The organism is Methanogenium organophilum, from assembly GCF_026684035.1.
Classification (GTDB): domain Archaea; phylum Halobacteriota; class Methanomicrobia; order Methanomicrobiales; family Methanomicrobiaceae; genus Methanogenium; species Methanogenium organophilum.
On record NZ_CP113361.1, the window covers coordinates 1549470 to 1562588 of the forward strand.

The 13119-nt window shown below is 51.8% G+C and carries 17 protein-coding genes and 2 tRNA genes; 15 read left to right on the forward strand and 4 right to left on the reverse strand.

The genetic code is table 11. The features are described from left to right. Positions 1-3 precede the first annotated feature (3 nt). From OU421_RS07705 to OU421_RS07740, 8 genes are all read left to right on the forward strand, one after another. Positions 4-615 (forward strand): DNA-directed RNA polymerase, encoded by a 612-nt coding sequence (locus OU421_RS07705; protein ID WP_268185491.1) that lies wholly within the window; start codon positions 4-6, stop codon positions 613-615. Then, a complete protein-coding gene (gene spt4, locus OU421_RS07710; RefSeq protein ID WP_268185492.1) occupies positions 605-802 on the forward strand; it encodes a transcription elongation factor subunit Spt4 in 198 nt (65 codons plus the stop codon). Before OU421_RS07705 ends, spt4 begins: the two co-directional genes overlap by 11 nt. Then, on the forward strand, positions 802-1290 hold the full coding sequence (locus OU421_RS07715; protein ID WP_268185493.1) for a GTP-dependent dephospho-CoA kinase family protein: 489 nt from the start codon (positions 802-804) through the stop codon (positions 1288-1290). Before spt4 ends, OU421_RS07715 begins: the two co-directional genes overlap by 1 nt. Before the next feature lie 63 nt (positions 1291-1353). Then, positions 1354-1659, forward strand: a complete 306-nt coding sequence (locus OU421_RS07720) for a 30S ribosomal protein S24e (protein WP_268185494.1) — start codon at positions 1354-1356, stop codon at positions 1657-1659. 1 nt (position 1660) lies between these two features. After that, positions 1661-1816 carry a 30S ribosomal protein S27ae gene (locus OU421_RS07725; protein WP_268185495.1) on the forward strand — a complete coding sequence of 52 codons (156 nt, stop codon included), beginning with the start codon at positions 1661-1663 and terminating at the stop codon, positions 1814-1816. Between the two features lie 3 nt (positions 1817-1819). Beyond that, the gene (locus OU421_RS07730; RefSeq protein ID WP_268185496.1) at positions 1820-3400 is read left to right on the forward strand and encodes a bifunctional N(6)-L-threonylcarbamoyladenine synthase/serine/threonine protein kinase; all 1581 of its coding nucleotides are present in this window, start codon (positions 1820-1822) and stop codon (positions 3398-3400) included. Beyond that, positions 3397-3972, forward strand: coding sequence for an RdgB/HAM1 family non-canonical purine NTP pyrophosphatase (rdgB, locus tag OU421_RS07735; protein WP_268185497.1), 576 nt, complete (start codon positions 3397-3399; stop codon positions 3970-3972). Before OU421_RS07730 ends, rdgB begins: the two co-directional genes overlap by 4 nt. 53 nt (positions 3973-4025) lie before the next feature. Continuing rightward, positions 4026-4172, forward strand: a complete 147-nt coding sequence (locus tag OU421_RS07740; RefSeq protein ID WP_268185498.1) for a 50S ribosomal protein L40e — start codon at positions 4026-4028, stop codon at positions 4170-4172. A 45-nt stretch (positions 4173-4217) separates the two neighbouring features. On the opposite strand, the gene OU421_RS07745 is transcribed toward OU421_RS07740, so the two are convergent. Together OU421_RS07745 and OU421_RS07750 are read right to left on the reverse strand one after the other, a co-directional pair. Beyond that, positions 4218-4865 carry a putative phosphothreonine lyase domain-containing protein gene (locus tag OU421_RS07745; protein ID WP_268185499.1) on the reverse strand — a complete coding sequence of 216 codons (648 nt, stop codon included), beginning with the start codon at positions 4863-4865 and terminating at the stop codon, positions 4218-4220. 61 nt (positions 4866-4926) lie between these two features. Further along, positions 4927-5697: a sulfide-dependent adenosine diphosphate thiazole synthase gene (locus OU421_RS07750; RefSeq protein ID WP_268185500.1), complete on the reverse strand. Its 771-nt coding sequence runs from the start codon at positions 5695-5697 to the stop codon at positions 4927-4929. A 111-nt stretch (positions 5698-5808) separates the two neighbouring features. Here OU421_RS07750 and htpX point away from each other — a divergent pair, with 111 nt between their 5' ends. The 4 genes from htpX (at position 5809) to OU421_RS07770 (ending at position 8111) form a co-directional block, all read left to right on the forward strand. Beyond that, positions 5809-6693 carry a zinc metalloprotease HtpX gene (gene htpX, locus OU421_RS07755; RefSeq protein ID WP_268185501.1) on the forward strand — a complete coding sequence of 295 codons (885 nt, stop codon included), beginning with the start codon at positions 5809-5811 and terminating at the stop codon, positions 6691-6693. A 74-nt stretch (positions 6694-6767) separates the two neighbouring features. After that, positions 6768-6838, forward strand: a tRNA-Gly gene (locus OU421_RS07760). A 120-nt stretch (positions 6839-6958) separates the two neighbouring features. After that, entirely contained in the window at positions 6959-7924 is a 966-nt protein-coding gene (locus OU421_RS07765) for a cache domain-containing protein (RefSeq protein WP_268185502.1), read from the forward strand. A gap of 113 nt (positions 7925-8037) precedes the next feature. After that, positions 8038-8111, forward strand: a tRNA-Val gene (locus tag OU421_RS07770). A 668-nt stretch (positions 8112-8779) separates the two neighbouring features. Here OU421_RS07770 and OU421_RS07775 read toward each other — a convergent pair. Continuing rightward, entirely contained in the window at positions 8780-9622 is an 843-nt protein-coding gene (locus OU421_RS07775) for a class I SAM-dependent methyltransferase (protein ID WP_268185503.1), read from the reverse strand. Between the two features lie 359 nt (positions 9623-9981). Then, positions 9982-10455 (reverse strand): ester cyclase, encoded by a 474-nt coding sequence (locus tag OU421_RS07780; protein WP_268185504.1) that lies wholly within the window; start codon positions 10453-10455, stop codon positions 9982-9984. A gap of 171 nt (positions 10456-10626) precedes the next feature. Here OU421_RS07780 and OU421_RS07785 point away from each other — a divergent pair, with 171 nt between their 5' ends. The 3 genes from OU421_RS07785 (at position 10627) to OU421_RS07795 (ending at position 13117) form a co-directional block, all read left to right on the forward strand. Next, the gene (locus OU421_RS07785; RefSeq protein ID WP_268185505.1) at positions 10627-12036 is read left to right on the forward strand and encodes an MDR family MFS transporter; all 1410 of its coding nucleotides are present in this window, start codon (positions 10627-10629) and stop codon (positions 12034-12036) included. 143 nt (positions 12037-12179) lie between these two features. Further along, entirely contained in the window at positions 12180-12452 is a 273-nt protein-coding gene (locus OU421_RS07790; RefSeq protein WP_268185506.1) for a GYD domain-containing protein, read from the forward strand. A 248-nt stretch (positions 12453-12700) separates the two neighbouring features. Further along, a complete protein-coding gene (locus OU421_RS07795; protein WP_268185507.1) occupies positions 12701-13117 on the forward strand; it encodes a formylmethanofuran dehydrogenase subunit E family protein in 417 nt (138 codons plus the stop codon). Positions 13118-13119: the final 2 nt, after the last annotated feature.

Sequence of the window (13119 nt, forward strand, 5' to 3'; positions counted from 1 at the left end):
GACATGTATTATAAGATGACACTTAAAGACAAGGTGCGGGTACCTCCCAGCCGTCTTTGGGATAAAGAGATAACAAACGAACAGGACAATGAAGATTATCTTGAACATATCAGGGTCGTTGTTCTGGACGTGCTGCAGGAGCAGCTTGAGGGGAGCATCGACAAGGCGATTGGTATTTTCATCGCCGTAACGAAGATCTGTGAAATTGGTGAGGGCGATATTATCCCCAGTGATGGTGGTGTATATTACTCCGTAACATTCGAAGCGCTTGTCCTGCGCCTGGCCCATCAGGAGGTCATTGAGGGTGTTGTGGTGGAGACCACCAGTTTCGGTGCGTTTGTCTCCCTGGGGCCAATAGATGCCATGTTGCATGTGAGTCAGATATCTGATGATTACATCAATTATGATGAGAAGAACAGCATGCTCATCTGCCAGGAGACAAAGCGCCAGATCCGCACTGGCGATGGACTGCGGGGACGTATTGTAGCACTTTCCCTCTCCGAGCGTGAACCACGCGAGTCAAAGATTGGCCTTACCATGCGCCAGTCGGGCCTGGGAACAACAACCTGGCTTGATGAAGAATTTGAAGCGGAGCAGGCTGAAAATGGCGCCTAAAAAGCAACCCTATGTTTGTCGCGGCTGCCACCGGGTGGTGGACGGGGAGTCATGTGTGATGTGTGGCTCTTCGAATCTTACACAGGACTGGGCTGGATATTTGGTTATTATTGATCCAAAGCATTCCGATATTGCAAAAAAGATGAATGTGGACACTCCCGGACGGGTAGCACTGAAGGTCCGGTAATGGATTATACCCTTCCCGATGAATACCGGAAGTATTTCCGGGAACCATTTGGGCCTCTTTTTCAGGATATAATTGCCGCAAAGGACGAATTTGCGGACTGTATGATTATTGCAGTCGGTGATGTCGTTACACATAATCTTGTAGAGGCGGGTATTCTACCTGATTTGGCGGTGATAGATGGCAGCACGATGCGTGAACCCTGCAACCGGGAGGTGGATCTTTCTATTCCGGAGGTAGGAGTATCAAATCCGGCGGGAATGATCACTGGGGCACTCATCAGGGCGATAGGGGATGCAATGCACGCAGGGCCGCGTCTTGTTCGTGTTGACGGTGAGGAAGACCTCGCAGTGATTCCGGCTATACGCGCCGCACCTGATGGCGCCTGTGTGCTTTACGGGCAGCCGGGAGAGGGTGTGGTTGTGATAACGGTGGATGCCGATGCCCGGGATAAGGCTGATAAGCTCTTTCGCCTCTTTGTGGCGGTCTGAACCGGTTATCGTTTTTGATCACGACTTTTAAGTAAGTATATTTACAATATTGTAGGGATATCGATGGATTTTGAATTTGCACGTGATGAATACAACGGGCTGTTAAAGAGGAGAGAACTTGAATTCCTCCTCACATTTGAGGGGGCAACTCCCTCAAGACGGCAGATTCTCGGAAAACTTTGCGCTCTGCAAAATGTTCCTGAGGACCGTGTGGTGCTTGACTCAATTAAGACAAGCTTTGGAAAGCAGGAACTGAACGGATACGCACGTATTTACGAAGATGTTGAGACTCTGAAGGCAACCGAGCCCGGGTATCTCGTTGAGCGCAGCAGCGCTCCTGAGACTGGTGAAGGTGCAGAGGAGGCATAATATGGCTGTAAAACGCAGTGAATACTATACCATTGAAGGGAGCACCGCTGTTCCTCAGCGTAAGGCATGTCCGCGCTGTGGTCCGGGTGTCTTTATGGCAGAGCACAAGGACCGTGTTTCGTGCGGCAAGTGCGGATATACAGAATTCAAGCAATAGACAATGCCTGAAACGGGGCATATTCTTGGTATTGAGGGGACTGCATGGAACCTCAGTGCCGCTGTTTTTGGCGGTGATCGCATCATCGCACTTCATTCATCTCCATACAGGCCACCCTCCGGTGGAATTCATCCACGCGAAGCGGCGCAGCATCATGCAGGTGAGATGAAGGCTGTCATTTCAGAGGTGCTGAAAGATCCATCGTCGATTGAAGCTGTTGCATTTTCGCAGGGTCCGGGTCTGGGCCCCTGTCTCCGAACGGTGGCAACTGCAGCGCGTGCAATTGCGTTCTCTCTGGGGGTGCCCCTGATCGGTGTGAACCATTGTGTGGCGCATGTGGAGATTGGCCGCTGGGCATGTGGGTGTGATGACCCGATTGTGCTCTATGCAAGCGGTGCCAATACGCAGGTGCTTGGGTACCTGGGTTCCCGTTACCGTATTTTTGGCGAGACGCTGGATATCGGTCTGGGTAACGGGCTTGACAAGTTTGCCCGGTCAAAGGGGATGACCCATCCCGGCGGGCCTCATATTGAGGCACTTGCACAGAAGGGTGAACCCATCCATCTGCCCTATACGGTCAAAGGTATGGATCTTGCCTTCTCCGGGCTTGTGAGTGCCGCTCAGGAGTCGCAGGCACCTCTTGAGGATGTCTGCGCGGGATTACAGGAAACGGCATTTTCGATGTGTGTGGAGGTGACTGAGCGTGCTCTCGCCCACTCCGGCAAGGATGAGGTACTCCTTGTGGGTGGTGTCGGTGCAAACGGTCGCCTGCAGGAGATGCTTACAACGATGTGTGGGGAACGCGGTGCTTCGTTTTATGTCCCTGAGCGACGGGTTATCGGCGACAATGGTGCCATGATCGCGTACACCGGGTCATTGATGCTTGCAGCGGGCCAGACGCTCACCCCTGAAGAATCGGCGGTTAATCCCGGATACCGGTCTGACGAAGTGGTGGTGGGTTGGCGGGATGCCGGAGCTGATGCTGCCTATGCCCGTGCGGATGTGATGGGCGGCGGGGGTGCACGCGGTGCCGAGGCAGCAGTGACACCGGCGGGTGATGATGTCATAAAGCGGCGCCTCCCGAAGGGCTACCGAACCCCGCCGCTGGACCATCGTCTGATCTCTGAGCGTACCCGTGCCGAAGCCCGAATGATTGCTGCTGCCCGTGCGGCAGGAGTCCGGACGCCTGTAATCCGTGATGTGACACCGGATGCCATCCGAATGGAGCGCATTGAAGGGACGCTTCTGAAGCATCTGCTCACACCGGAGCATGTTTATGATGCAGGAGCCTGTGTGGGGCGTCTGCATGGGGCAGGAATTGTCCACGGGGACCTTACCACCAGCAATATTATCATCTCGGAAGGGGTGCCGGTATTCATCGACTTTGGGCTTTCCTACCGGTCTGATGAGACTGAATCACAGGGTGTTGATATCCATGTCCTCTTTCAGACACTGGAGAGCACGTCACGCAATGCAGAGTGCCTGAAAGAGGAATTTGTACGGGGATATGCCACAACCTTCTCCGGAGCGACGGATGTCATTCTCCGGGTGGATGAAATCCGCCAGCGTGGGAGATATTTATGAAATTCACTGTTGTAACAAGCAATGAAAATAAGGCACGAGAAGTGGCGGCCTTCTTTACAGGTGTGGCTGAAGTTGCTCACACATTTCTTGAGATTCCCGAATTCCGGGATAACGATGTGGGAGTAATTGCAGAGGAGAAGGCAAGATATGCATGGGATGCTCTTCACTGCCCCCTGATCGTTGATGATACTGGTTTTTTTGTGACGGCACTGAATGGATTTCCCGGTCCCTATGCTGCGTATGTACTGGATACTATCGGCATGGAGGGAATTCTTCGCCTTTTGGAAGGGGCAGACGATCGGTCTGCCTACTTTGAGACGGCGATTGCTTATGCAGATGATAGTGGCATCATTCGTGTCTTCCGCGGTGTGGTGGAGGGTACAATCGTTTCACCTCGCGGAGAGGGGGGATTTGGATATGATCCCATTTTCTCGGTGGATGGCAGGACGTTTGCCGAACGGACGCTTGCAGAGAAGGCTTCAATGTCCCACCGCGGGCGTGCACTCGCGGCGCTCCGGCAGTTTATGGCATCGGATGGGTCCTCTGATGGTGCGAAAGAACCAAACTGTTAATAGTCTACAATGCAACGTATAAAGAACTGAACAGTACGAGGGTTAGAGCAATTATGGCACGTTTTCCTGAAGCAGAGGCACGCCTCCTTGATAAAAAAATTTGTATGCACTGCAACGCACGCAATGCACCGCGGGCAACAATTTGCCGCAAGTGTGGATATAAGAATCTCCGTCCGAAATCAAAGGAACGGAAAGGATAATATTTTTCGGGGAATTTTGCCTGCAAAACCCCGTTTATGGTCTGGTCACGCCGTATAATAAGTGACCTTTTTTCCTTTTTCGCTGTATTCTCCCTGGAATGTTTCGATGTTACGTTTGTAGCCTATTCTGTCTGTGACGCCGAGGTTCCTGAGCATCTCACGAATACGCATGACGTCCTCTTCGTCTTCCCAGTCACTGGTGAATACATAGATAACCATCCGTTCGTCCCTGGAATCCGGATTCTGTTTTGCTGTAGAAACTTTCGCTGATATGCCGAGTTCTCCTGCTGCGGTGGCATCACGGATCTTTTTCCATAACTCATCTGTCTGATCGGGTTCCAGAAATATGAGCCATTTGCCTGCTTTCTCTGCATCTGCACATCCGGGATCATAGCCCGGTGCATCGAGAAGAATCCAGAATATCTTTGTTGTCTTTGTGGGAATGACGCCTTCTCCTTCGGAAAAGAGGTTGTATATTGCATTTTCTGATCCATATTCATCAATCAGTGCATCACCCAGAAAGGGATAGTCAATAGAAAAAGATGCAAAGATGTCGGTAAATTCTGCAAAAAATTCAGTATTGGTTTCAACAAGTTCGAAAAGTGAGTGTCCCTGTTTGCGAAGTTCCTTGTTCAGGAAAACCTCAAAGAGTCCGTAGGCAACGTCAGCCAGTGCCTCCCCCTCGCTATCCATGATATTCGGTTTTAACGCGGTATCATTTATACCACTCGATTTAATTGTGGGAAAAATAAGGTCATTGAAGGTTATTTTTTACAATTTCTGCCGCACGCCTTCCGGATAGGAGCATGCCACCAAAGATTGGTCCCATGCGTGTCTCTCCTGCAACAGCATTTGCTGCCATTCCGGCGACGATAAGGCCTGGGAAGACTTCTTTTGTGTGTCCGAAAATATTTGCCTCGGCACGGTCTGCCCACATGAACCCTTCTCCTGCGATGGGGAGGTCTCCTCCTTTGTTTTTTACCTGGTGGGCAACGGTTGCATCGTGGCCGGTGGCATCAATGGTGTATTTTGTCCTGAGGGTCAGCGGGTCGATATGGAGATGTGCCATCTCGACTGCAGTCCAGTTGATGACAAGGCCGGATACCCGTCCGTCGCTTTTGATGACAACATCTTCTACCATGGTTACATTGAAAAATTCCGCTCCTGCATCACATGCTGCTGCGGTCAGGTGGGATACTGCCTCAACAGACGATGCGACATAGTAGTTCTCCTGGTACTCTTTGTAAGTGATGTCGAATTTATCGAGTATGGGGCGTGCCTCTTCCTGGACAACAATGCGCGGGAACATCATCCCACCGCCCCACATGCCGCCACCAATGGAGAGTTTCTTCTCAATAACTCCGGTTTTAATGCCTGCTTCCGCAAGATATGCGGCTGCGGTCAGCCCGGCGGGACCGGCCCCGACGACTGCGCATTCGAGGTCAAGGTAGTCCATCATAACTGAATTCTGTTCTGCGAGAATTGCGCGGCTGATTACCACTTCGTCAAGTTCCTTTTGGCTCATGTGTGGGATGAATGTTTGACGTTTGGATATATTAAGAGAGAGATCGTGTGAGTTTGTCGGAGATGTCACACTAAATATCTATATCTGATCGGCGATGAAACATTAGAGGTTATGAAATGGAAGAGAGACTGGGGACTGACCGGTCGTGTCTTTATGACCTGGGCATTGCTCCTGCTGTTGTACCTGTTCTTCCTTGGGTTCCTGAATTTGGTTCTTCCCAATGCATTCGGGATGCTGCTGGCGTTTGTTGTTGTATTTGGATTGATCCAGTATTTCTTCTCAGCAAAGCTGGTCTTAATGAGCACCCATGCTCGGGTGGTGGGAGAAGATGAATATCCTGAACTTCATCAGATGATAGGAAAGCTCTGTCAGGAGGCGGACCTTCCGATGCCAAAGATAGCAGTGATGCCGTCGCCGGTACCGAACGCCTTTGCAACGGGACGAAACCCTAAAAATGCAGTAGTTGCGGTTACTGACTCCATTATGCGGACACTGAACAGAGAGGAACTTGAGGCAGTGCTTGCCCATGAACTCTCGCATGTGAAGAATCGCGATATACTCACTATGACAGTAGCGTCCTTCGTTGCAATGCTTGCGTCGCTCATCATGCAGAATGCGATATTCTATTCAATATTTGACAACCGGGAAGGTGGGGGTGCATGGATTATTGCATGGATTGTCTCCATTGTTGTCTGGCTGGTTGCGACGATTCTTATGATGAGCCTCTCGCGCTACCGTGAGTATGCTGCTGACCGTGGCAGTGCATATATCACCGGAAATCCGGCGGCACTCCGGTCTGCCCTCACGAAGATCAGCGGCAGGATGGACCAGGTGCCTGCGAAGAAGAAGCAGGAAATGTCCGGGGCTAATATGTTCTATATTCTGCCTGCATTATCCGGGAAGAGTTTTATGGAACTTTTTTCCACTCACCCGCCGTTTGAAAAGCGACTCGCGGCATTGGAGGAGATTGAACGGGAGATGAAGGGTTACTCCTGAATTTTTCCTCTTTAGATAATATATCTTTAATACGAATCAGATACAACGTTATCGGGCACAAGGGTTGCCTGTGCGCACCGATGGTCTAGTGGCATGACTTTGGCCTTCCAAGCCAATAGCCCGGGTTCAATTCCCGGTCGGTGCATCGTTTTTTCTATCGCCATTCTTTGATACTTCTTTGTGTCCCGTTGCATTCCTCTCTATTCCATATTATCATCCGGTGATTTCGGTGTCTTTTTCTTTTTAGAGATGAAATTCAGATTTCATGCAGAAGCAGGTGTGTATTGGTATTGTCTGCCTGTGTGTGCTCGGTGCAGTCGCGTTTGCCGGGTGCACGTCACAGCAGGGAACAGAGGTATATGATCAGTCGTCGATGACGGATCTCTCAGAATATGTGCAGGATGCGGCGGGATATGTCCAGACGGCCGGAAAAGAAACCGCTCTTGCGACGTTTGACGCACCGGACAGCCGGTTCATCCTGGGTGACTGGTACATCTACGCCTATGATAACGAAGGGATTTTGCAGGCCCATCCCTATGAACGGGATGCCGTCGGGACCTATCGCGGGAACTGGACGGACGTCCGTGGACTGCCGATGATTGCAATCGCCCAGGAGACGGCGGCAAACGGCGGCGGATACATCGCATATCTCTATCCGGCTCCGAAGGACGGTGTCATCAATGAGTCGGCCACAGAGACCTATGAACCGAAGGTCGGCTACGTCTACCCGGCCGGCGATGACCTCTGGCTGGGGTCGGGGATGTACTTTGGTGATACCGCAGTAGCGGGCGAAGGCCAGTATCCGCCTGCCATAGCCGAGATGATCGCCCTTGTCGAGTCTGGTGCTCTGTATGCAGAGACCGAAGGAACAGAGGCAGCGCTTGCCGCAATTGGCAATGTCTCCGGGCCGTTCGTGGATGCAGAGGGGCATTACCTGTACGCCTATGACTACAACGGCACCCTGGTGGCCCATCCGTACCTCGGTGACCGCGTGGGCGAGAACCTGATGGAGAAGGAAGGTCCCTTCGGGATGAAGATGATCCGTGCCCTTTCGGAGACTGCGGCCGACGGCGGCGGATTTGTTGTCTTTGTCTGGCCCAACCCCGATAATGGCAACCTCGAGGAGCTCAAGATTGGGTATGTGCTGCCGGTGAATGACGAATGGTGGGTGGGTTCAGGGACCTACCTGAGCGAGATCACGGGCGCCCATTCCGCCCTCGATGTCCGGTGATGCACCGGACACCAATTCTTTTTCGCGGGTGCGCATGCCCACAGCAGCATCCGGGACGCATTCACTGTTTCAAAACCCTTATCCATCTGAACGAACAACCTATACTGGCTAGAGGGCTCGTGGTCTAGCTGGTTATGACATCGCCTTCACACGGCGGGGATCCTGAGTTCGAATCTCAGCGGGCCCACTTTAACTCTGTATTTTTGCAAATTAAGATCAATTCTGCCGTTGTTTTTCTTTAGGGTTCATAAATTGTGTTATCGAGCAATTTACCGCGGCCTGATAGTTTTCCGGGGATACGAGGCGTTCACCGTATTGATGGCGGCGTCGAAGGTTCCGGACGAATCGGGAGAGAATGAATCGTTTCGCGTGCTATCCGGTTCTCAAGGGTTTCGTACGTGGATCGGGAAATGGATTGTCTTCTCTCCCTTTCAGGACAATGGTGTTGGCATACTCCACAGAGGTCCTCTCTCCGGGCGCAGGTCACACCGTGACGGGATGCCCGACGCTGGTGATACCTACCCCCTCGGTGATGTAGTGGATGGACGCGCTCATTTCGTGTCGGAACTCCTCCGCATGGCCCGATTCTGTCTCTTGGTACACGACCCCGGCCGCGGGCCCCTCCGCCACCGCGACGCCCGGACCACAATTTCGCCCTTTCGCCCGAGCCGGCAGATCTGCACCGTCTGGCAACCCGCCAAAAATCGCGATATTCTCTGGGCAGACGCGGGTTTTGCTGCTTCATGGAAGATCGCGTTATCCCGGCAGGCTATTTCCGGGCGGCGGGGGGCGGTACCGCCCCCTATCCGAGCGCCGTTTTGTACAAGAAATGAGAGGGCCTTCCGATCCCGGCCCTCACCCTCTTCTCGCTAAAACGAACGTGATCATCTCGTTCGCTCCGTCGCCATCGTCCGGCAACGGACTTTCGTAAAAAGCGACCTCTGAAAAGCCCTGTTCCTCAAGGATGGATGTAAGCGTTTCCGGATCGTAGTAATGTGTCCAGAACCGGTAAACGGCCTTTGTGTCCGGTTCCGAGCAGACGACATGCTGCTGAAGAATCACGTTCGCCTCTGCGTAATGGAACGTCTCCGAGAGGGCCAGGTACGGTTCGTCCTTCCAGAACCCGCATTCGGCGGTCTCCCAGGACCTGCTAGGGACCTCCATCGTCTCCGGTGCTTTCGTGTTGAGGGTGTCGAAGATAAACAGCCCTCCCGGCTTGAGAGAACGGTAGACGTTCTGCAAGAGTCGGTTCCGATCCTCGGGGATCAGCACGTCGAAGTCGCAGTAGATCATCATCGCGAGATCGAACCGGTCTTTGAAGGGAAGGTGCAGATAATTCTCGTGGAGGTACTCGATATCGAGATCCTTCAGGGCGGCCTCCTGCCGTGCATAGGCAATCGTTCGCTGCGAAAAATCCACTCCGGTCACCCGGTGGCCGGCTTTTGCCAGCATTTCGCAGTACAGCCCCGGACCGCACCCGAGGTCGAGAATGTGCGTCTGTCCCTCGTGTAGGTGCGAAGTAATCCATTGTACGGTCTTCCGGATTGCAGATATCTTTCTGCTTGCGGCATCGATCTCCGGGTTGAGGTGCATCTCCAGGAGATGCCCGGATATGTGGTCGTCCTCCCACATACTTGCCGTGCCTTTTTCATAGAGCCGGGGAGCTTTCGTCATCTCCGGCAGTTTTGCTATTTGCATGCAATGCTCCTTTTAGTATGGTTGTTTTCGAAAATCGATCTGTTTTAGGGTCCCGAATGTCATGGTGTATGACCTTTTTTCGGGTATTGGTATGTCAGGCGGCTGTGATATTTTCAGAAAAAGCCTTTCCGGTTTATTTTGCGTTCAATGGCTACACATTGTCTTACAGAAATGATAAATCCTTCGTGTCTCCGGGTCCGGAACCGTGATACGAATGTTTTCCGGGTTGCTGGCGGTCTCGAGTGTCAACCTCCGGGGCCGGAACTACCTGCACGTCGGCTTGCAATCCCACAACTTGCGGGAAGACTTCGATCTTCTTGTCCGGGAGGTGATATGAATCGCCAATGCACGCCTGCCGTTCACCCCTCCGGAAAGATCTTCTCCCCTTTCTCTGTATATTCAAGAACACCAATGGTTTTCAGGAAATCCACTTCGCTGTCGACTTCCCACCCCTCGACAAGTTTTCCGTTTGCTATGCGCCAGATGAAGACCATCATCATCGCCACCTTCTTCCCGGTGGGCGGGAGCGATACGCCAAAGAGATTCCATTCGCCGGTATGGGTCCCCGTGGCCTTCACGCATACCCACACCTTATCCCCCTCGGCAATCATGTCCGTGATATCTTCATGCCAGTCGGGGAAGCCCTCGAATGCGAGTTCAAAGAGCGTTTTGAAGGATTCTCGACCTTCCTGTTGATGGGTGTGGTCAAGATAGCCGGGTGCCACCAGTTCATCGAATAGCTCCAGATTTCGTGTATTGTAGGCATCAATAAACCGACGGACAAGGGCTTTGTTATCTTCAGTGACATTCAGCATCACTCTTCGATGCATCATGGTACTATTTAGGCGTTATTGGCGCTGGTATGGAAGGGTATTCCGGATCGCAGTACAGGCATGATTCCTGTCAGGGGTCAGTTTTTTACCATTTTAATTCGAATACCAAGAGGAATTTTGTCTTTGCCCGTCTCTCATTGATTCGCATCCACAAAACCAGGATTTTACACTATGTCGCTATTCAGGGATGCACAACTGACCCGCAAACAGACCATAATGACAATTGTGCTGGTAGCAGGGGCCTTCATCTCAGTATTAAACCAGACAATTGTTTCCCCGGCACTGCCGGGCATCATGTCCGAGCTTGGTGTTGACGTGTCAACGGCCCAGTGGCTTATAACCATATTCACGCTCGTTATGGCAATCATGATCCCGGTAACCGCATATCTGCTTGACCGGTTTTCCATACGAACGCTCTATATATTCGCGATGGCGCTGTTTGCGATAGGCAGTCTTCTTCTGGCCTGGGGCCCGGTATTCTCGGTTCTCATTTTGGGAAGAGTTCTGCAGGCAATAAGTTCAGGCATGCTTTCGCCGATGATCATGTCAATTCTCATGTGGATCTTCCCCCTGGGGTTCCGTGGTCGTGCGATGGGTCTGTATTCTCTCGTGGTGGCATTTGCGCCCGCTATCGGACCGACCTATTCCGGAGTAATGGTCGATCTGGTTTCATGGCATTTCGTGTTCCTCTCCATTGCCCCCCTTGCTGTCATTGCGGCAGTCATAGCATTCTTTACGATTGAAGACTTTGGAGAACGAAGGTCTGTTACCCTCGACAAGCTGTCCCTCATCCTCTCGACATTCGGACTGGCCTCTCTCCTGTACGGATGCAGTATCATAGGCTCTGCAGGAGGGCTCTCCACCGAATCAGTCGGTGCAATTGCAGCAGGACTTCTTATCCTTGTGTTGTTTGGATTACGCCAGCTCAGTCTCGAAAAACCGATGCTTGAGCTAAGAGTCCTGAAGAACCGGAAATTTCTCTCTGCAGCATCCATCATTATGCTGTTTCAGGCAGCCATCCTGGTGTTGAGTGTCATACTCCCGATTTATATCCAGACGGTTCTGGGATATTCCGCGACAATGACCGGTCTTGTCTTCCTCCCGGGAGCAGTATTTATGGCAGGTATGAGCATGGTCTCAGGAAGACTGTTCGACCGGCACGGTCCAAGGAAGCCTGTCCTTATGGGGGCGGCCGCATTGGTGATTTCGTTTCTGGGACTTGTCATTCTCGACGCAGGCAGTTCAGTCTGGCTCGTGTTCATCTGTTATGCCATAAGTGGTGGTGGGATTGCGCTACTGAACACCCCCCTCTCCACGTGGGCACTTAACTCACTTGATGACAAAGAGGTGCATCACGGGAGTGCTGTGCTAAACACCCTCCGCCAGGCGGCAGGTGCCATAGGAACGGCACTACTGGTGACGGTCATGTCGATTGCAATGTCTGCGTATCCCGATCCTGACTCGATAGCCGCAAACATGGCCGGATTCAATGCCACATCAGTCTGCATGGCAGCAATAATGATAGTATTATTTATGCTGGCTTTCTTCCTGGTCCATGATACGAAATTGGCAGGAAACTGATCATTCCCTACGAAAGTTCCCCGGAGAAATCGGCTCCCGGAAAATATCTCACTTTTTTCCCTCCTGAATAGTCCCTGTCGCATATATCGCATTTATATGGTTCTCATTCATATGGTGAAATATCCTGAAAAGGAAAGGAATGTATGATGCTTTTTATTGCAATGGCAAAATTCAAACAGAACCTGAGCGAGGAAATTGTCGCTCAGAATATGAAAGATATCGAGACAGACACAGAAGGAGGGGTTCAGTACCGCGAAATCTACTGGACGCTCGGCAAGTACGATACCGTCGTGATCTTTGAAGCCCCGAACGAAAAAGTGGCGATGGAAATGATCTTGTGCCGGGCAGACCGGATGGATATCGAGACGCTTGTTGCGCTTCCGGCCGATCCCGAGCATCCGTTTGGACCGGCCTGATTCGGCTGTGAAACCAATCCGCTGGGAAGCAGACAGCCGGAGATAACAACCGGAAGAAGCAGGGAACCGGTTTAACTCCTTGCTGATTTTCGGTTCCTGATTCTCCGTCACCCACAGGAATCCATGCAGGAGGCTGGGTGTGTGAAAGTATTCTTTTTGTTATAAGCATCACACTTTCACAAAAAATCCTTGTTAAATATCATAAGAATTCAAATAATTGTATGAAATGGCATCCGCACTGCAAATATATGGAACTCTCAAAAGAGTACTCTCTTGAGGAGCTTGCTAAATTTCACGGGCATCTCGGCCCGAATATTGTGCTCGGATATATGATGGGGAAATATGCCTGCGAGAACCTGACAAATGATCCGTTCAGCCTGAAGGCAACCGTCTACTGCCCGAAAAAGACCCCTGAGAGCTGTATCGTCGATGGCGTACAGCTGGGGTCCGGCTGCACGCTCGGCAAGGGGAATATCGAGATCATCGAGGATTCGAACATACACTGCGAGTTCCGGACCGAATCCGCCTCCCTCACCCTCACACCCATTGCAATGCCGCCGCTTCCCGAACGCGACGACGACTATGAGCTTACAATCGAGCGATATGCCGAAGATCTCTATATGATGGACCCGGCATCTCTCTTTGCAATTACGCGGTCAGAATAAGA